19 protein-coding genes are annotated in these 17682 nt (G+C 68.4%); 15 read left to right on the top strand and 4 right to left on the bottom strand.

The window, feature by feature from the left end:
* The first annotated feature begins 42 nt into the window (after nt 1–42).
* Genes AC1DZV_RS18855 through AC1DZV_RS18835 form a run of 5 tightly spaced genes read left to right on the top strand, consistent with a single transcriptional unit; the run spans nt 43 to nt 4435 of the window.
* Nucleotides 43–1611: a molybdopterin-dependent oxidoreductase gene (locus AC1DZV_RS18855; RefSeq protein WP_476954357.1), complete on the top strand. Its 1569-nt coding sequence runs from the start codon at nt 43–45 to the stop codon at nt 1609–1611.
* Nucleotides 1612–1637: 26 nt separating this feature from the next.
* On the top strand, nt 1638–2861 hold the full coding sequence (locus AC1DZV_RS18850) for a molybdopterin molybdotransferase MoeA (protein WP_476950530.1): 1224 nt from the start codon (nt 1638–1640) through the stop codon (nt 2859–2861).
* Nucleotides 2849–3415, top strand: a complete 567-nt coding sequence (gene moaC / locus AC1DZV_RS18845) for a cyclic pyranopterin monophosphate synthase MoaC (RefSeq protein WP_476950529.1) — start codon at nt 2849–2851, stop codon at nt 3413–3415. Before AC1DZV_RS18850 ends, moaC begins: the two co-directional genes overlap by 13 nt.
* Nucleotides 3412–3924 carry a MogA/MoaB family molybdenum cofactor biosynthesis protein gene (locus tag AC1DZV_RS18840; protein WP_028277212.1) on the top strand — a complete coding sequence of 171 codons (513 nt, stop codon included), beginning with the start codon at nt 3412–3414 and terminating at the stop codon, nt 3922–3924. The genes moaC and AC1DZV_RS18840 overlap by 4 nt, the downstream gene beginning before the upstream one ends.
* A complete protein-coding gene (locus tag AC1DZV_RS18835; RefSeq protein WP_476954345.1) occupies nt 3914–4435 on the top strand; it encodes a molybdenum cofactor biosynthesis protein MoaE in 522 nt (173 codons plus the stop codon). Before AC1DZV_RS18840 ends, AC1DZV_RS18835 begins: the two co-directional genes overlap by 11 nt.
* A gap of 30 nt (nt 4436–4465) precedes the next feature.
* On the opposite strand, the gene AC1DZV_RS18830 is transcribed toward AC1DZV_RS18835, so the two are convergent.
* Together AC1DZV_RS18830 and AC1DZV_RS18825 are read right to left on the bottom strand one after the other, a co-directional pair.
* Nucleotides 4466–4924 carry a Clp protease N-terminal domain-containing protein gene (locus tag AC1DZV_RS18830; protein ID WP_476954344.1) on the bottom strand — a complete coding sequence of 153 codons (459 nt, stop codon included), beginning with the start codon at nt 4922–4924 and terminating at the stop codon, nt 4466–4468.
* 9 nt (nt 4925–4933) lie between these two features.
* Nucleotides 4934–5137, bottom strand: a complete 204-nt coding sequence (locus AC1DZV_RS18825; RefSeq protein ID WP_026266610.1) for a helix-turn-helix domain-containing protein — start codon at nt 5135–5137, stop codon at nt 4934–4936.
* Nucleotides 5138–5344: 207 nt separating this feature from the next.
* On the opposite strand from AC1DZV_RS18825, the gene dapB reads away from it, so the two are divergent.
* Nucleotides 5345–6103 carry a 4-hydroxy-tetrahydrodipicolinate reductase gene (gene dapB, locus AC1DZV_RS18820; protein ID WP_476945687.1) on the top strand — a complete coding sequence of 253 codons (759 nt, stop codon included), beginning with the start codon at nt 5345–5347 and terminating at the stop codon, nt 6101–6103.
* 5 nt (nt 6104–6108) lie between these two features.
* On the top strand, nt 6109–6591 hold the full coding sequence (locus AC1DZV_RS18815) for a hypothetical protein (protein WP_459384309.1): 483 nt from the start codon (nt 6109–6111) through the stop codon (nt 6589–6591).
* A gap of 120 nt (nt 6592–6711) precedes the next feature.
* Here the strand turns inward: AC1DZV_RS18815 and AC1DZV_RS18810 are convergent, their stop codons facing one another.
* On the bottom strand, nt 6712–7965 hold the full coding sequence (locus AC1DZV_RS18810; RefSeq protein WP_476954343.1) for a heparan-alpha-glucosaminide N-acetyltransferase domain-containing protein: 1254 nt from the start codon (nt 7963–7965) through the stop codon (nt 6712–6714).
* A 115-nt stretch (nt 7966–8080) separates the two neighbouring features.
* Between AC1DZV_RS18810 and AC1DZV_RS18805 the strand changes: the two genes are divergently transcribed.
* The 8 genes from AC1DZV_RS18805 (at nt 8081) to AC1DZV_RS18770 (ending at nt 17048) form a co-directional block, all read left to right on the top strand.
* Nucleotides 8081–8536: a hypothetical protein gene (locus AC1DZV_RS18805; protein WP_476950525.1), complete on the top strand. Its 456-nt coding sequence runs from the start codon at nt 8081–8083 to the stop codon at nt 8534–8536.
* A 9-nt stretch (nt 8537–8545) separates the two neighbouring features.
* Nucleotides 8546–9310 (top strand): carbon-nitrogen hydrolase family protein, encoded by a 765-nt coding sequence (locus AC1DZV_RS18800; RefSeq protein ID WP_476954342.1) that lies wholly within the window; start codon nt 8546–8548, stop codon nt 9308–9310.
* Nucleotides 9311–9413: 103 nt separating this feature from the next.
* On the top strand, nt 9414–10322 hold the full coding sequence (gene dapA, locus AC1DZV_RS18795) for a 4-hydroxy-tetrahydrodipicolinate synthase (RefSeq protein ID WP_476950523.1): 909 nt from the start codon (nt 9414–9416) through the stop codon (nt 10320–10322).
* A 60-nt stretch (nt 10323–10382) separates the two neighbouring features.
* The gene (locus tag AC1DZV_RS18790) at nt 10383–12074 is read left to right on the top strand and encodes a ribonuclease J (protein WP_028277222.1); all 1692 of its coding nucleotides are present in this window, start codon (nt 10383–10385) and stop codon (nt 12072–12074) included.
* A 219-nt stretch (nt 12075–12293) separates the two neighbouring features.
* Complete coding sequence (locus tag AC1DZV_RS18785) at nt 12294–15269, top strand: FtsK/SpoIIIE family DNA translocase (RefSeq protein WP_476954341.1); 2976 nt, start codon at nt 12294–12296, stop codon at nt 15267–15269.
* Nucleotides 15270–15290: 21 nt separating this feature from the next.
* Nucleotides 15291–15929 carry a CDP-diacylglycerol--glycerol-3-phosphate 3-phosphatidyltransferase gene (gene pgsA / locus AC1DZV_RS18780; protein ID WP_028277224.1) on the top strand — a complete coding sequence of 213 codons (639 nt, stop codon included), beginning with the start codon at nt 15291–15293 and terminating at the stop codon, nt 15927–15929.
* Complete coding sequence (locus AC1DZV_RS18775) at nt 15926–16456, top strand: CinA family protein (RefSeq protein WP_476950520.1); 531 nt, start codon at nt 15926–15928, stop codon at nt 16454–16456. The genes pgsA and AC1DZV_RS18775 overlap by 4 nt, the downstream gene beginning before the upstream one ends.
* Nucleotides 16457–16595: 139 nt before the next feature.
* Nucleotides 16596–17048 carry a helix-turn-helix domain-containing protein gene (locus AC1DZV_RS18770; RefSeq protein ID WP_018774460.1) on the top strand — a complete coding sequence of 151 codons (453 nt, stop codon included), beginning with the start codon at nt 16596–16598 and terminating at the stop codon, nt 17046–17048.
* 100 nt (nt 17049–17148) lie between these two features.
* Here AC1DZV_RS18770 and AC1DZV_RS18765 read toward each other — a convergent pair whose 3' ends face one another.
* Nucleotides 17149–17658 (bottom strand): MarR family winged helix-turn-helix transcriptional regulator, encoded by a 510-nt coding sequence (locus AC1DZV_RS18765; protein WP_028277226.1) that lies wholly within the window; start codon nt 17656–17658, stop codon nt 17149–17151.
* Between the last annotated feature and the right edge of the window lie 24 nt (nt 17659–17682).

The raw sequence follows: 17682 nt of genomic DNA, 5'->3' as shown, positions 1-17682 counted from the left end.
CTGTGGGCCGCCGGGGCCGGACTGGTGGCCGTGGGGACGGCGGTGGTCCTCGGTGAACTCACGGCCAGCCTGGTGAGCCCCACGGTGTCTCCGGTGACGGCCGTCGGCCGGGCCGTGATCGACACCGTCCCGCCTGGCGTCAAGGAGTGGGCCATTTCCTTGTTCGGCACGGCGGATAAGGTGGCGCTGCTGGGCGGCATGGCACTGGTCATCGCCGCGCTCGCGGCGCTCTCCGGAGTCCTCGAAGTGCGGCGCCGTTTCGCCGGGGTGATTCTCATCGCGGTGTTCGGCGCGGTAGGGCTCGTGGCCGTGCTGAGCCGGGCGGACCTGACCGCCAACGCCATCCCCGTCCCGGTGCTGGTGGCACTGGTGGGGATCGCGCTGTTGCGGTGGCTCATCCGGAAACTGTTGGAGTGGCAACCCGATGCCGGCCGGCGGCCGGCGGTGGCGTCCGGCCCGGCGGAAACACCACCGGTTGAGCCGGCCCCGCAGGAAGCCCCCGCCGTGGCGCCTGCAGATGCTACAGCCAACGACGCCGGGCCCGCCCGGCGCCGGTTCCTGCTGGCGCTGGGCGGGACAGCCGCGGTTGCCGCCGTCGCCGGTGTGCTCGCCTCCACCCTCAGGGGAGCTGCCGCCGTCGTCAGCGACGTGCGCAGCAAGCTGGTCCTCCCGGTGCCCGCCGCTCCCGCGCCGCCCATCCCGGCCGGCGCCGAGATCCGGCTGGACGGGCTGGGCCCGCTCGTGACGCCGAACAGAGATTTCTACCGGATCGACACCGCCCTGCGCGTCCCGCTGGTGGACCCTGCGGAATGGACGCTGAAAGTCACGGGCCTGGTGGAACGGGAGATCGAGCTCGACTACGCCACCCTCCTGGCCAAACCCCTGACGGAACGGCACGTGACCATCGCCTGCGTCTCCAACGAGGTCGGCGGGGACCTGATCGGCAACGCCCGCTGGCTCGGCTGGCCGGTGCGCGAACTGCTCGCCATGGCCGGCCCCAAGCCCGGGGCGGACATGGTGCTCTCCCGCAGCACGGACGGCTGGACGGCAGGGACCCCGCTGGAGGCCCTCACGGACAACCGCGACGCGCTGCTGGCCGTCGCCATGAACGGGGAACCGCTCCCGCTCGAACATGGATTCCCCGTCCGGATGATCGTGCCCGGGCTGTACGGCTACGTCTCCGCCACGAAGTGGGTCACCGAACTCAAAGTGACCCGGTACGCGGACGACGTCGCCTACTGGACGCCCCGCGGCTGGAGCGAGCGCGGGCCCATCAAGACATCGTCCCGCATTGACGTGCCTCGCGACGGGGCCAACGTGAAGGGCGGGACGGTTGTCTTCGGCGGCGTCGCGTGGGCCCAGCACACGGGCATCGGCAAGGTGGAGCTGCGGGTCAACCGCGGCGACTGGCATCAGGCCGAGCTGGCCCCCGGCATCTCCAAGGACACCTGGTACCAGTGGAAGCTGGCCCTGCCGCTGGAGCCGGGACAGTATGAGGTCCAGGTCCGGGCCACAGCCCTCGACGGCGTGCCGCAGGCCGAGGAATCCGCCCCGGTCGCGCCGAACGGAGCCACGGGTTACCACACGGTTAGAGTTGACGTGAAGTCCTAGCGAGCCGAGCAGAGGTCAGGAAACGCATGCACCGCACCGAGACAAGGCATGTCAGCGTTCAAGCGCACCGGGACAAGGTGCGGGCCCTGCTGGCCCCCCTGCGCGCCGAGGGGCGGGTGGAACGGCTCCCGCTGCTCGAAGCCCTGGGCCGGGGGATCGCCGCCGACATCCTGGCGCCGCTGGACCTTCCCCCCTTCGCCAACTCGCAGATGGACGGCTTCGCGGTCCGCAGCGCCGACGTGCCCGACGGCGGCAGGGAACTGCGCGTCGTCGCGCCCGTCCCGGCCGGTGCCGCACCGGCGGAACTGGCCGCCGGCACGGCCGCCCCGATCATGACCGGCGCGATGATGCCGGCCGGGGCCGACGCCGTCGTTCCCATCGAGCAGGCCGTGCCCGATTCCTTCCCGGTGCCGGGGGAGCCCGCCACGGTCCACCTGCCGGCCGCCGCCGCCGGAACGTTCGTGCGCGACGCCGGCAGCGACATCCGCTCCGGCGAGCTCGCCCTCGGCGCGGGGACCTTCCTCGGCCCCGGTCAGCTGGGACTGCTGGCGGCGATGGGCTACACGGAGGTGCCCGTCCATCCCTCCCTCCGGGTCCTCTTGGTCACCACCGGCGACGAGGTGGTGGAACCGGGCAGCCCGCTGGGACCGGGCAAGATCTTCGACTCCAACGGCACGCTGCTCGAGTCCTCCATGCGCCAGGCCGGGCTCCAGGTCACACGGACCGGCGTCTCCACGGACCAGCCGGATGAGCTCGCCGCGTTGCTGCGCCGGCATGCCCCCGCCGTGGACCTGATCGTCACCACCGGCGGCGTCAGCAAAGGTGCCTACGAGGTGGTCCGGCAGGCAATGGCCGGACACGACGTCGAATTCGGCGCCGTGGCGATGCAGCCCGGCGGCCCGCAGGGGATCGGCAGCTTCGACGGCGTCCCTGTGCTGGGGTTCCCGGGTAATCCGGTGAGCTGCCTCGTGTCCTTTGAAATGTTCCTGCGCCCGGTCCTCACAGAACTGTTCGGCGCCCCGGCCCCCCGGCCCGCCGTCCGCGCGCGCCTCGCCGAACCGCTGACATCCCCGGCGGGCAAGCACCAGGTGCGCCGCGGCACACTGGCTCCGGACGGCACGGTCAGGCTGGAGGGCGGCGCGGGATCCCACCTGGTCCATGCCCTGGCCCGTTCCAACGCCCTGGTCCACGTGCCGGAGGGAACAGCGGCGCTCGCAGCGGGCGACGAAGTGGAAGTATGGATCCTGTGAACGATGTAGAAAACCCCGAAGCGGATGCCACACCAGCAGACAACGGCGGAGCGGACAACGGCGAAGTGGACAACGGAGCAGTGGGCAACACCCGCCTGACCCATCTCCGCCACGACGGCACGGCCCAGATGGTGGATGTGTCCAACAAGGCGCAGTCCACCCGGGAAGCCACGGCCACCGCGACCGTCCGCAGCACGGCCGAGGTCCTGTCCCTCCTCGGCGGCGGTGAGCTCCCGAAGGGCGACGCCCTGGCCGTGGCCCGCATCGCCGGGATCATGGCGGCCAAGAAGACGCCGGACCTGATCCCGCTGTGCCACCCGCTGCCGATCGCCAAGGTCACCATCGATTTTGAGCTCGACACCGACGCCGTGACAATCTTCGCCACGGTCAAGACCCGCGGCGTCACCGGGGTCGAGATGGAAGCCCTGACTGCGGCGACGGTCGCGGCACTGAGCGTGTACGACATGATCAAGGCCGTGGACAAGCACGCGGTCCTGACCGATATCAAGGTGCTCGCCAAAAGCGGCGGCAAGAGCGGGGACTGGACCCTATGAACATGCCCGAACCCCACCGCCACGGCGAAGCCACGGGCCGCAAGGCCGGTGTCGTGATCGCCTCCACACGGGCGGCCTCCGGTGTCTATGAGGACCTCACGGGTCCTGTGATCATCGATTGGCTCACCGAGCACGGCTTCGAGCCGTTCCCCGCCATGGTGGTGCCGGACGGGGCGCCGGTCGGGGCCGCGCTGAGGGCCCTGCTGAGCCAGCAGCCGGCCGTCATCATCACCAGCGGCGGCACCGGGCTGAGCCCCACGGACGCAACGCCAGAACAGACGCTGCCCCTGCTGGATCGGGAAATCCCGGGCATCATGGAGGGCATCCGGACCGCCGGAACGGCCAAGACTCCGATGGCCATGCTCAGCCGGGGACACGCGGGCGCAGCTGGACAGACGTTCATCGTGAACCTGCCCGGATCCCCGAAAGGCGTGATGGACGGCCTGGCCGTGCTGGATCCCATTCTTGGACACCTTTGCGACCAACTGGAAGGCAGCCATGGGCACTGATACCGGATTTGAAATCGTGCATGCCGTGCTGAGCGCCGAACCCATCTCGGTGGAGCAGGCCATCGCGGCGGTGGAGTCGGACACGGCAGGAGCGGTGGTCAGCTTCAGCGGCGTCGTCCGCAACCACGACGGCGGCAAGCAGGTCTCCCGGCTCAGCTACAGCGCCCACCCGACGGCGCACCAGGTGATGGCCGACGTCGTCGCCGGGCTTGTGACGGAGCACTCGGTCCCGGCCGGGGATGCCGTGCCCGGCGGATCTCCGGAGGATGCCGCCGGTGGCGCCGGCGCCACCCGGGACCGGCGGCAGCCGGTGCGGATCTGGGCGGCCCACAGGATCGGCATGCTGGAGATCGGCGATCCGGCCCTGGTGTGCGCCGTCTCGGCGGCCCACCGCGGCCAGGCCTTCGCCGTATGTGCAGAACTCGTCGACCGGATCAAGGCCCAGGTGCCGATCTGGAAGGAACAGTTTTTCGCCGACGGCACTGTGGAGTGGGTCGGCGCCGGAGAGTAGAGGCAGTGGTGACCGGAAGCCGGCTCCGGATCAGGAGGAAAGAACCCTGCGCCGGACCACCGCCCGGTCGACCCCCAGTTCCTTGAGCAGCACGGCTGCCGGATCGTGTTCCTCGCGGTCCAGCAGCGACAGCAGCAGATTCGCGGTGGTGATCTGTCGTGACTTCTGGTCCGTGGCGTACCGAAGCATGCCTTCCATTACCGACCGGGCGCCCGAACTGAAGGGCGGCTTCTTCCCCCGGCCGGGCATGGGGACGCGCTCAAAGCCGTGGGCAGCTATACCGATTGACGCGAGTGCCGTGCGGTCAAGCCTCGCCGCCGCGGCCCGAGCCTGATCGAGCGTGACACCCAGAAGGCCGGCGGGACCAGGATCGTGGAGCGCCCCCAGCAGCAGATGATCCGTGCCCAGCCGCTTGTCGCCGCTGCAGCGGGCCTCGTCCATGGCGAAGCCAATGATTTTTCGGGTGTCGTCGGCAAATCGTTCAAACATGGCTTGATCTCACTCTCGGTATTTTGCGTGGACGGACTGCCGCGAGACGCCCAGGGCGTCACCGATCTGCTCCCAGGTCCATCCCTGCTGTCGGGCAGCTCTGACCTGCGCTGCCTCGACCTGTTCTGCCAGGCGATGGAGGGCGCCGACCGCCCGCAGACCGACGGCGGGGTCGAGTGAATGAATATGCGCGGACAGGTCGTCAGTCTCCATGCCTGTCAGTTTAGATTGACAGGCGCCGGGCGTCAATCCAGCCTGACAGGCCTGGGTCGGCGTGTGACCCATCGAGCCGGCGGGCCCGGGCCCCCGCGGACCGTTGCTCACGCCGCGTGGCGGGCAGGCTGTCGCCCCCGACGGCGGCCCTGTAACCAAGCGCCGCCGGTTCCGGAACGCAGCGGCCCCGGCGGTAGGGTTGATGGCATGACCGAACAACTCTCCGTCGCCGTGCTGGGCGCCAGCGGGCGCATGGGCGCAGAGGCCGTGAAGGCCATCGACGCCGCCGCGGACCTGACGCTCGTCGCGGCCCTTGGCCGCAACGACCCCCTCGACTCCCTTGTCAGCTCCGGCGCGCAGATCGTGGTGGACCTGACCGTCCCCGAAAGCACCGAGGCGAACGTTCGCTTCGCCGTCGAGCACGGCATGCACGCCGTGGTCGGCACCACCGGCTGGGATGCCGGCCGGCTCGCGGGCCTGGAAGAACTCCTCGCCAACCGGCCCGGCGTCGGCGTCCTGATCGCCCCGAACTTCGCCCTCGGCTCCGTCCTGGCCTCCGCCTTCGCCGCCAAGGCGTCCAAGTACTTCGAATCCGTTGAAATTATTGAGCTGCACCACCCGGACAAGGTCGATGCGCCCTCCGGCACGGCCGTGCGCACGGCACAGCTGATCTCGGCCGAGCGCTCCGAGGCTGGCGTGCCGTCCAGCCCGGACGCCACCACTTCGGAACTCGCCGGTGCCCGCGGCACCGACGTCGACGGCATCCGGGTCCACAGTGTCCGGCTGGCCGGTCTTGTCGCGCACCAGGAAGTCCTGCTGGGCGGGCCGGGGGAGCAGCTGACCATCCGCCACGACTCCTTTGACCGTGCGTCCTTCATGCCCGGGGTGCTGCTGGGGATCCGCAGCGTCGCCGCTCACCCCGGTCTCACCGTGGGACTCGACGGCTACCTGGACCTGGGACTCTGAGCCCGATGTCCGCTGCCTTGACTGCCCTGAAAGCGAACCGCACCAAGATCTGGGTGGGGGCCGTCACCCTGCTGCTCGTGTTTTACCTGGTGGTGTCCCTTCAACGTTCCGTGCTCCTGATGTCCGATCCCAGCCTCGTGGCGAAGGCGATCGGCGTCGCCTACCTGGTGCTGCCGGTCATCGGGGCCTGGGCCCTGATCCGGGAACTGCTGTTTGGTGCCCGCACTGAGCGGTTGGCAAAGATCCTCGAAGCCGAGGGAGGCCTGCCGGAGGACACGCTGCCGCGCACGCCCGCCGGCCGGATCATCCGCGAAGCCGCAGACGCCGAATTTGAGAAGTACCGCGCCGAGGCCGAAGCCGCCCCCGAGGACTGGCGTTCCTGGTTCCGGCTCAGCTGTGCGTACGATGCTGCCGGAGACCGCAAGCGCGCCCGCGCTTCAATGCGCGACGCCGTGCGGATGTTCCGCGCCGGGGCGCAGAAGAACTAGCCGGACGCTGTGCGGAAGGCCTGTGGGCCGTGCCGGACCTGGCGGCAGGCCGGTGGGCCCGTGCTCGGCGGACGGCCTGTGGACCGCGCCGGGCCCGGCGGCGGAACTTAGCGCCGGACCTTAGCGCACGCGTCGAGGCCGGCGGACTTGAGCCGGCCGGTGGCGGCCGGCCTGGCTGGCCGCATGGGTCGCCCATTCCAGCGGCCCGCGCCACGCCATGGCCGCGAAGACTCCGCCGGCCACCAGCACCCCGACAGCCTGCGCGAAGTACACACCCTCCACGGTCCAGCCCGGCATCAAGGGCTGGTCGTGCAGGGCGGCCATGATGCACAGGTGAGCCGTGTAGAGGCTCAACGTCATGGCCCCGGCTCCGCGCAGCGGCAGCAGCAGATCCAGTTCCAGCCAGTCGCCCAGCCGGCCCAGCAGCAGGCACAGGCCGATCACGGCGGCAGCGGCCCCCGAGGTGTGCAACAGATCCAGCGTGGCGCCGGAGTGCGGTGCACTCGTGGCCAGCCACCACACTGAGCCTGACTGGTCGATGCCGGCCAGGTTGACCTGCAGCAGGCTCTCCAGCGGGTAGGCGGGATCGCCGATGTGCGCCTGAAGGGCCTGCCTGCCACCCCAGTCTTCCAACATGAGCGTCCCCAGCCATTTGGACATGACGGCCACCACCGTGCCGGCAGCAACGAGCAGGAACGGCACGGCCGCTTTCCACAGCGCCATCCGGCCGATCACCAGCCCTACGAGGAGATAAGCGATCCACTGCAGGACAGGGTAGTAGCCCGTGAGGAAGAGGTCGCCCAGTAGCCTTGCCGGCGTGGCCAGATCCTCCCAGCTTGGGTTGTGCCCCAGCCGCAGGGGCGGATCGGCGGACAGCAGCCACGGCCGCAGGAGGTAGGCCAGGGCGGGGGCAGCCAGTATCCCGAGGGCCGCGAGTGCGGCCAGGCGTTTCAGCCCAAGCCCGATAAAGGGCAGCACGCACAGGAACAGCAGGGCGTAGTGGACCAGAATTATCGCGATGTTGACTTCCAGCCCGCCCAGGGAGAGCCCGACGGCACCGATCACGAGCGCCCGCAAGGCGATGCCTCTGCGGGCCGCCCGCAGTTCGGCGCCCTCGAGCGGCTGCTGTTTCCCCGTGGACAAGGCGAGTCCGACTCCGGCCAGCACGGCGAACAGCGCGGCTGCCCGTCCGGAAAACGCCAGGCCGATCCAGGTGGGCGTCAGCTGCTGGTCCGGCTCAAAGGTCGCCAGCACGTGGGTGGCCATCATGGCCAGCAGGGCGAGGCCGCGCGCGGCGTCGATACCGGCCAGCCGGACGCCGGGGGGAGTGCCCCGGACGGTCCGGGAAGCCGTAGTCATTCCGCGCGCCGTCATCATCTGATCGTCTCACGATCGGTCCGGTGACCGTCTCATCTTCGGCCTGCCCGCAGCCCCGATCCTTCTCCGGGCAGCCCTTGAATTCGAATATATGTTCGAATACGATGGGCGCATGAACGACGCCCCAGAGCCAGCCTTCCTGAAGCCCGAATTCACCGGCCGGGATTCCACAAGCCGACATTTTCCGGGCCCGGATCCGTCGGGCCCGCAATGGACCAGCGCGACGCCTGGTGGAAGAACAAAGCGTGGCGAGCCGGCGGCCGGCGTCCTCAAAGCCATGAGCCCGGGCGTGGTGGACTTCCTCTTCCGGCGCTTGGTCGCCGGGGAGCCGGCCGAGGACGTCCAGTGGGGGAAGGAGGGGGCGGCGCTGGCCGCGGTACCGCCGGGAGCTGAGCTGGCGCGGCGGCTGGCCGAGACGGACCTCGATGCCCTCACTCCAACCGAATTGTTCGACTACGTGCGGGCGGCCCAACGTCTGGCCGCCTGGGCGGAGGCCCTTCGCGAAACCGCCGTCGGGCGCTACTGCTCGGCACCTTCGGCTCCCTCCGGAGAAAGAGGGAGTGCATAGGATGGCAGGGTGACCACTGGCTCAATCACCGCGCTGACGCTGTCCGCCGTCCAATACCAGGCCCTGGATGGTGGCGTTGCCGCCAACGTGCCCGAGCACATCCGGCTGATCGAAGACGCCGAGTCGCATGGAGCCCGGCTTGTCATCTTTCCCGAACTCTCGCTGACGGGGTACCGGCTGGACCTGCTGGACGGACCCGGGGAGTGGCTGAGCGCGGCTGACCGGCGGCTGGACGGCATCCGGGAAATCTGCCGGCGCACCGGAATGACCGCCGTGGTCGGTGCAGCGTTCAAAGACGCGGACGGGACGCCGCGGCTGGCCGCCCTCGCGGTCCATCCAACAGGCTCCATCGAGGCCAGCTTCAAAACGCACCTGCACGGACCGGAGCGGGATCTCTTCGTGGCCGGCAGGAATCCCGCGGTCCTGGAGATCGACGGCTGGAAGGTCGCCCTGGCGATCTGCTTCGACGCAGCCCGCCCGGGCCATGCGGAATGGGCCGCGGACGCCGGGGCGGACATCTATGCCGTCTCGGCCCTCTACACGGCCGGCGAAGACCACCGGCTGGCACTGCATCTCGGCGCCCGGGCCATGGACAACCGGATGTTCTCCGTCCTGGCGAACCTGGCGGGCGCCACGCCGCTCGGCCCTTCGTGTGGCCTGAGCGGGTTCTGGGGTCCTGACGGGCTCCCGCTCCGGCAGGCGGCCGGCACCGGCACCGAGGTGCTGACCGCGAGTCTCCAATACAGTGTGCTGGCGCGGTTTCGGCGGCCCTGAGTCCGGCCGGGCCGCCGAAACGTGACGCACGGCCGCCGAGTTTGACGTTCGTCACACCGCCGCCATTGTCCTAACATGCCGCAGACAAGGTAACGTTTTTCATATGGCTGACTCTGATATTCGCTCTTACACGTTCGGGACCCTCGTGACTGCCATGGTCACGCCTTTCACATCGGACGGTGAGGTCGACTACCTGCAGTCGGCGGAACTGGCGAGCAAGCTCGTCGACGACGGCAATGACGCCCTCGTGATCTCCGGCACCACGGGGGAGACCTCCACGCTCGAGGACGACGAAAAAGAGAAGCTCTTCCGCGTCATCGTCGAGGCCGTGGGCGACCGCGCCAAGGTCATCGCCGGGACCGGGACCAACCACACCTCGCACTCAATCGAGATGGCCAAGCGCGCCGCCAAGGCCGGAGCGCACGGCCAGCTGATCGTCACGCCGTATTACAACAAGCCCAGCCAGGCCGGTATCCAGGCGCACGTCGAGGCCGTGGCCGACGCCGCCGACCTCCCCGTCATGGTCTACGACATCCCCGGCCGCGCTGGCGTGCCCATCCTGCCCGAGACCATGATCCGGCTCGCCGACCACCCCAGGATCGTCGCCCTCAAGGATGCCAAGGCCGACTTCAACGCCGTCACGCGCGTCCTGGCGAACACCGATCTTGATGTCTACTCCGGCGACGACGGCCTCACGCTGCCGTGGATGGCCGCCGGCGCCGTCGGGCTGGTCAGCGTCTCCGCGCACGTCGCGACGCGGCAATTCCGTGCGCTGATCGATGCCGCACTTGCAGGCGATTTTGCTACCGCCCGCACCCTACATTTCGAACTGGACCCCGTGGTCCGCGCAGTGATGACCCACATTCAGGGTGCTGTCGCTGCCAAGCAGGTTCTTAAGTGGCAGGGAGTCCTGCCCAACTCGGTTGTCCGTTTGCCCCTCGTGGAGCCGGGCGAGGCCGAGATCGCAACCATCCGCGAGGATTTGGCGGAAGCGGGGATGGTCTTTTCCTGATCGGGAGCCAATCCTGACGGTTAAGAACCAGCCCGGCTTCAGCCTGGAAAGTAGTGCACTATGACCCAAACCGCCCTTCCCGGCCTTGTCACGCCGCCCCGCCTCCCGAAGAACACCCTGCGGATCGTACCGCTCGGCGGAATCGGGGAAATCGGTCGAAACATGACCGTTTTCGAGATCGATGGCAAGCTCCTCATCGTTGACTGCGGCGTCCTCTTCCCCGAAGAGACCCAGCCCGGCGTCGACCTCATCCTGCCGGACTTCTCCTACATCGAGAACCGTCTCCAGGACATCGTCGCGGTAGTCCTGACCCACGGTCACGAAGACCACATCGGCGCCGTCCCCTACCTCCTGCGCCTGCGCGCCGACATCCCCATCGTCGGTTCACAGCTGACACTGGCCCTCATCGAGGCCAAGCTGCAGGAACACCGGATCAAGCCGAACACGAAGATCGTCGTCGAGGGCCAGGTCGAGAAGTACGGGCCCTTCGAATGCGAGTTCATCGCCGTCAACCACTCCATCCCGGACGCCCTGGCCGTGTTCCTCCGCACCTCGGGCGGCACCGTCCTGCACACCGGTGACTTCAAGATGGACCAGCTGCCGCTGGATGGCCGCATCACCGACCTCCGGCACTTCGCCAAGCTGGGCGAAGAAGGCGTGGACCTGTTCATGTCGGATTCGACCAACGCCGACGTCCCGGGGTTCACCACCGCCGAGAAGGAAATCGGACCCACCCTGGACCGGCTGTTCGGGCAGGCCTCCAAGCGCATCATCGTCGCCTCCTTCTCCTCGCACGTGCACCGCGTCCAGCAGGTTCTCGATGCCGCCGCCAACCACAACCGCAAGGTTGCCTTCGTGGGCCGCTCCATGGTCCGGAACATGGCCATCGCCGCGAAACTGGGCTACCTGGAGGTCCCGGCCGGGATCCTGGTCGACATCAAGAACATCGACAACCTGCCGGACAACCGGGTTGTGCTGATGTCCACCGGCTCCCAGGGCGAGCCCATGGCCGCCCTGTCCCGCATGGCCAACGGCGACCACCGCGTCGTCGTCGGCGAGGGCGACACCGTCATCCTTGCGTCCAGCCTGATCCCGGGCAACGAAAATGCCGTCTTCCGCATCATCAACGGACTGCTGAAGCTCGGCGCCGACGTCATCCACAAGGGCAACGCCAAGGTGCACGTCTCCGGCCACGCTGCCGCCGGCGAACTGCTGTACTGCTACAACATCCTTGAGCCGCTCAACGCCATGCCGGTGCACGGCGAAACCCGCCACCTCATCGCCAACGGCAAGATCGCCCTCGAATCCGGCGTGCCGGAGGAAAGCATCCTGCTCGCGGACAACGGCAGCGTGATCGACCTGCGCGACCACCAGGCCGACATCGTCGGCCAGGTCGAGGTCGGCTTCGTCTACGTCGACGGCTCCAGCGTCGGCGAGGTCACCGAAGCAGACCTCAAGGACCGCCAGACCCTCGGCGATGAGGGCTTCATCTCCATCATCACGGTCATCCACCGTGCCACCGGCAAGGTGGTGTCCGGGCCGGAAATCCACGCCCGCGGCGTGGCGGAGGATGATTCCGTCTTCGACGAGATCATCCCCAAGATCAATGAGGCCCTCGAAGAAGCCGTGCTGAACCGCACGGACCACACGACGCACCAGCTGCAGCAGGTCGTCCGCCGGGTCGTCGGCACGTGGGTCAACCGCAAGCTCCGCCGCAAGCCCATGATCATCCCGGTGGTCCTTGAGGCGTAAGCCTCAGGTGGTTCACCGGGCGTAAGCCTCAGGTGGTTCACCGGGCGTGAGCCCTTCACACCGCCCGGCGCATGCCTGGTCAACGGCCTTCCCCGCCAACCCGCMGCCTCAGMGCCGCGGGAGGCGGGGGAGGCCGTTCCCGTTGGTGGTGGCGGCAACATGATCCCGGGCGCCCGGAAATTCGGGGTTTTCGGCCCGGCATCCGGTACCGTGGCGGGTATGGCGACTCGTACTTCTTCCGCGCCTAGAGGAAACTCAAGCGGCAAATCAGGCAGTTCTCCCGGCCGGGGGTCCCGTCCCGCCGCATCCAAATCCGCCCGGCCGCGGGGAGCCGCAGGTGGCACCGCAGGTAGAACCACAGCCACCGCGCGGACCCGGCAGTTGGCCGTTGTTGAGCCGCACCAGCCCTGGGTGGTGAGGCTGCTGGCCGGTGCCTGGCTGGGCATCGCCCACGTGATCGGCGCCGGCATCCGGCGGGTCGGCCACGACGTCAGCGACCTCGCCCCCGAGGACCGCCGCGACGGCGCCGCCCTGTTCAACCTGGCCCTGGGAGTCTTCGTTGCCACCTTCGCGTGGTGGGGGTTCCAGGGCTGGCTCCCTGACCTCGTGTTTGCGATCGTCAACGGCACGTTCGGCTGGATGGCCCTGCTGCTTCCGCTCATGCTGTTCGTGTGCGCCTTCCGGCTGTTCCGCCAGCCCGACGACGGCCGCGGCAACAACCGGGTCGGCATCGGCTTCCTGATCATGACGTTCGCCGGTTCCGGGCTGGCGCACATCATTGGCGGCCAGCCGACCGTCGCCGACGGTTTCGATGGCCTGCGCCGGGCCGGCGGCATGCTCGGCTACCTCGCCGCCGCCCCGCTGGCCGCCGTGCACACCGCCGTCCCCGTCGCGGTCTACGGCCTGCTGGCCTTCACCTCCCTGCTGATCGTCACCGCCACGCCCTTCGGCGCGATCCCTGGCCGCCTGCGCGACGCCTACGAGCACCTGATGGGCATCGACTTGCAAGACGACGACGGCGGCGACCGCCACGACCGCAGCTACCTGTACGAGAACGACGCACCGGCCCCGCCCAGGAAGAAGCGCAAGCGCCTCTTCGGCAAGGACCACGACGACGAGTCCGGCCTGGAAGGCTACGTCGGCGACGAGGCCTTCGAACGCGCCCTCATCGCAGATGAGGAAGCAGCGGACGCACCTCCGGCCAAGGGCACGAGGGGCAAGGCGCGCTCTGGCGTCGCGGCCGACGCCGCGCCCGACGTCGCGCCCGGCGTCCGCCGTCCCACCCAGGCCGAGATCGCCGTCGAAAAGATCAAAGCCGCCCAGGGGCTCGGCACGGCAGGATCCGCCGGCGCTGCGGCGGAGTCCGGCGGCGACGCCACCGAGGCCATCCCGCTGGTCACTCCGGGGATGGTGGCCGCGGGATCGCTCAATGCCGCCGCTGCGGCCGCAAAGGTCCCCTCCAACCCGGTCGCGCCCGCACCGCTGCCCACCCCGATTCCGCAGCGCACCGAGCAGCTTTCCCTGGCCGGCGACGTCACCTACACCCTGCCGGCGTCGGACGTGCTGACACCCGGTTCCATCCCCAAGGAACGCACCGAGGCCAACGACGCGATTGTCGCCTCGCTCACCGAGACCCTCAACCAGTTCAACGTGGAGGCGCAGGTCACCGGCTTCAGCCGCGGCCCCACAGTGACCCGCTACGAAATCGAACTGTCCCCGGGCACCAAGGTGGAACGGGTCACCGCCCTGTCCAAGAACATCTCCTATGCCGTGGCCAGCTCGGATGTGCGCATCCTGAGCCCCATCCCGGGCAAGTCGGCCATCGGCATCGAAATCCCCAACACGGACCGCGAAACCGTGTCCCTGGGCGACGTGCTCCGCAGCCAGAACGCCCGCCGCACCGACCATCCCATGGTCATGGGGGTCGGCAAGGACGTCGAGGGCGGCTACGTCGTGGCCAACCTGGCCAAGATGCCGCACCTGCTCGTGGCCGGCGCCACCGGTGCCGGCAAGTCCTCGTTCGTGAACTCGATGATCACCTCGATCCTGATGCGGGCAACCCCGGACGAGGTCCGGATGGTCATGGTGGACCCCAAGCGCGTGGAACTCACGGCCTACGAGGGGGTCCCGCACCTCATCACCCCGATCATCACCAACCCGAAGAAGGCGGCCGAGGCCCTGCAGTGGGTGGTCCGGGAAATGGATGCCCGCTATGACGACCTCGCCAATTACGGCTTCAAGCACATCGATGACTTCAACAAGGCTGTCCGGGCCGGCAAGGTCCACCCGCCGGTGGATTCCAAGCGCGTCATCAAGCCGTACCCGTACCTGCTGGTCATCGTGGACGAACTCGCCGACCTCATGATGGTGGCCCCGCGCGACGTCGAAGACTCGATTGTCCGCATCACGCAGCTGGCCCGTGCGGCCGGCATCCACCTGGTCCTGGCCACCCAGCGCCCGTCGGTCGACGTCGTGACCGGCCTGATCAAGGCCAACGTGCCCTCCCGCATGGCCTTCGCCACCTCCTCTGTCACCGACTCCCGGGTGGTCCTGGACCAGCCGGGCGCCGAGAAACTCATCGGCCAGGGCGATGCCTTGTTCCTGCCAATGGGGGCCTCCAAGGCCATGCGTGTCCAGGGTGCCTGGGTCACCGAGTCCGAGATCCACAAGGTCGTCGAGCACGTCAAGGGCCAACTCAAGGCCGTTTACCGCGATGACGTCGCGCCCGAGGCGCAGAAGAAGCAGATCGATGACGACATCGGGGACGATCTCGAGGTCCTGCTCCAGGCAACCGAGCTCGTGGTCACCACACAGTTCGGCTCCACCTCGATGCTCCAGCGCAAGCTCCGCGTCGGCTTCGCGAAGGCCGGCCGTCTCATGGACCTGCTTGAGTCCAGGGGAGTGGTGGGGCCCTCCGAAGGTTCCAAGGCGCGCGACGTGCTGGTCAAGCCCGATGACCTCGCCGCCGTGCTGGCCGCGATGAAGGGGCAGGACGGTCCGGTGTCCGCCGACTCGCAGACCGCGGCGCTGAGCGATAACGCCAACGCGAACATCGCCCAGGGCGGTTACGCCGAGGACCTCGTGGCGGCGGATCTGGAGAACCGCACCCAGGCGATCGACTACCATGACGGCGCCGACGGCGGTTCCGGCGACGAGGACGGCTCAGAGGACGCCTGGTCGCTCACCGGCCGGTAGCGCAGAAGGTAGCCTAGGAAGGTGAATAGCGCCGAAGCCAACGCCGGATCCGCCTCGCGGATCTGGAACCTGCCGAATGTCCTCACGATGCTGCGGATAGTGCTGGTGCCGTTCTTCGTCTGGTTCCTGCTCCTCGACGCGCCGGGGCTGCAGGCCCAGAACGGCGTCTGGCGCTGGGCGGCCGCCTTCGTTTTCGCGGTCGCCATCTACACGGACAAGCTCGACGGCGACATCGCCCGGTCCCGCGGCCTCGTCACCGATTTTGGCAAGATTGCGGACCCGATCGCCGACAAGCTCCTGATCGGTTCCGCGCTGGTCATGCTCTCGTTGCTCCAGGAACTGCCCTGGTGGGTCACCATCCTGATCCTGGTCCGGGAGTGGGGCATCACCGCGCTGCGCTTCTTCGTCATCCGCTACGGCGTTATCCCGGCCTCGCGCGGCGGAAAGCTCAAGACGGTGGTGCAGACCGCGGCCATCTTCCTCTACGTCCTTCCGCTGGCGTCCCTTGCCCCGTGGCTGGGCGTCGTGGCGTTCATCGTGATGATGGCCGCCCTGGCCATCACCCTATGGACGGGCGGCGAATACGTCATTGAGGCGCTCAAGCTGCGGTCCGCCGGCATCAAGGCAGAGAAACAACGTTCAAGGGAGAACAAGCCATGAACCAGCCGGACCCCGTTCTTCACCCCAACCTGCACCCCAATCTGCACCGCCTGGCGGAGCAGGCCGTCACCGGCGCCCTCGGCCGCGGCCTGACCGCCGCCACTGCCGAATCGCTCACCGCCGGCATGGTCACCGCCGTGCTGGCCGACACGCCCGGCGCCTCCGGGATGCTGCAGGGCGGCGTGGTGTCCTACGCCAACAGGGTCAAGTCCGACGTCCTTGGCGTCCCCGCTGAGCTGCTCGACGCCGTCGGCTCCGTGGACGGCCAGGTAGCCGCAGCCATGGCCGACGGGGCGCGCCGCATCTGCGGCGCCGATATCGGCGTTTCCACCACCGGCGTTGCCGGTCCCGAACCGCACGACGGCAAAGCGGTGGGCACGGTCTTTGTCGGCATCGCCACGGCGGAAGGATCGACGTCGTACCCCTATTCCTTTGACGGCAGCCGTGCCGAGATCCGCGCACTTGCGTGCGGCGCCGCGTTGGAGCGTCTGCTGGAGGCCCTATCTTCCGAAGGCTACCGGGCGTAAAGTTGCCGGGAACAAAAGTTGATTCCGAATAGTTGTTACATTGTGTCGCTTCCAAATGAGGGAGGCGCCTAGGATGAAAACATCAGCAGAGTCCGCCCCCACCGGCGGACTCGACAGTACGAGGAGCAAGGCGATACAGATGGTAAAGCAGCCCGTATCCGTAAACGGCGTTGTCCGCTGGAAGGATGTGGGCCTCGCCGATCAGGCCAAGAGCGAACAGAAGGAGCGCAAGATGGTTGTACTACGTCACGAAATCGGTGATGTCCTGCGCGATGTCCGCCAGCGCCAGGGCCGTACGCTCCGCGAAGTCTCGCACAGTGCCCGCGTTTCCCTGGGCTACCTGAGCGAAGTGGAACGCGGCCAGAAGGAAGCCTCCTCGGAGTTGCTCTCCTCGATCTGCTCGGCCCTCGATGTTCCGCTTTCGAGCATGCTCCGCGAAGTCAGCGACCGCGTCGCGGTCGCCGAGGGCGTCGCGGTTCCGGACACCGTTCCCCAGGAGTTCGCGCAGCGCTATGGCCGCGACCTCGACCGGGAACTGAACTCCGATCTCTCCGACGAGCTGGCCAAGGGCCTCCTTTCCGGAGCGCGCTAGCTCGCCCACTCACCTAAGACCTAAGACACAAAAGAGGACCTCCGGCCCAGGCCGGAGGTCCTTTGACGTGTTTCGGTGACCAGGGTTCCCGGTGGGGGAGTCAGGCGTGCTCGTCCCGGGGGAAACCGTCGCGCTCGTAGGTGGCATTGAGCTTGGCCATGTACATGGCCAAAGCCTGCAGATCCTCGGCCGGCCATTCCGCCAGGCGTTCCCGGAACACCTCACGCCGTGCGTCCTGGACCTGGTGCATCCTTTCCTCGCCTTCGGACGTCAAACGGATGGCCTGCGCCCGGCCGTCCAGCGGGTCCGCCTCCTTCGACACCAGCCCGAGGCCCTCGAGGAAGGCGATCTGCCGGCTCACCGAAGGCTTGCCGACGCCGATGCAGGATGCGAGGTCGGTCAGCCTGATGGGACCCTGCTTGCGGATCACGCTGAGCAGCCCGTAAGCGGCGGGTTCCATGTCCGGGTGGACCTGGCGCGAGAGCTGGTGGGAAATCGACCGGCCCCGGCGCCAGAGCAGACTCAGCTGGTTCTCGACGGCGTCCAGGGCGGCGTCCGCGCCGGCGGTATCGGGAGCGGGATCTCCCGCGGACTCAGTTGGGTTGCTCATGGCAACCATTCTAGAGTCCCCGGC

This window comes from Arthrobacter sp. P1_D12, assembly GCF_056406175.1.
Note: the sequence above shows the minus strand (reverse complement) of the source record. Positions and strands in the feature narration are given on the sequence as shown.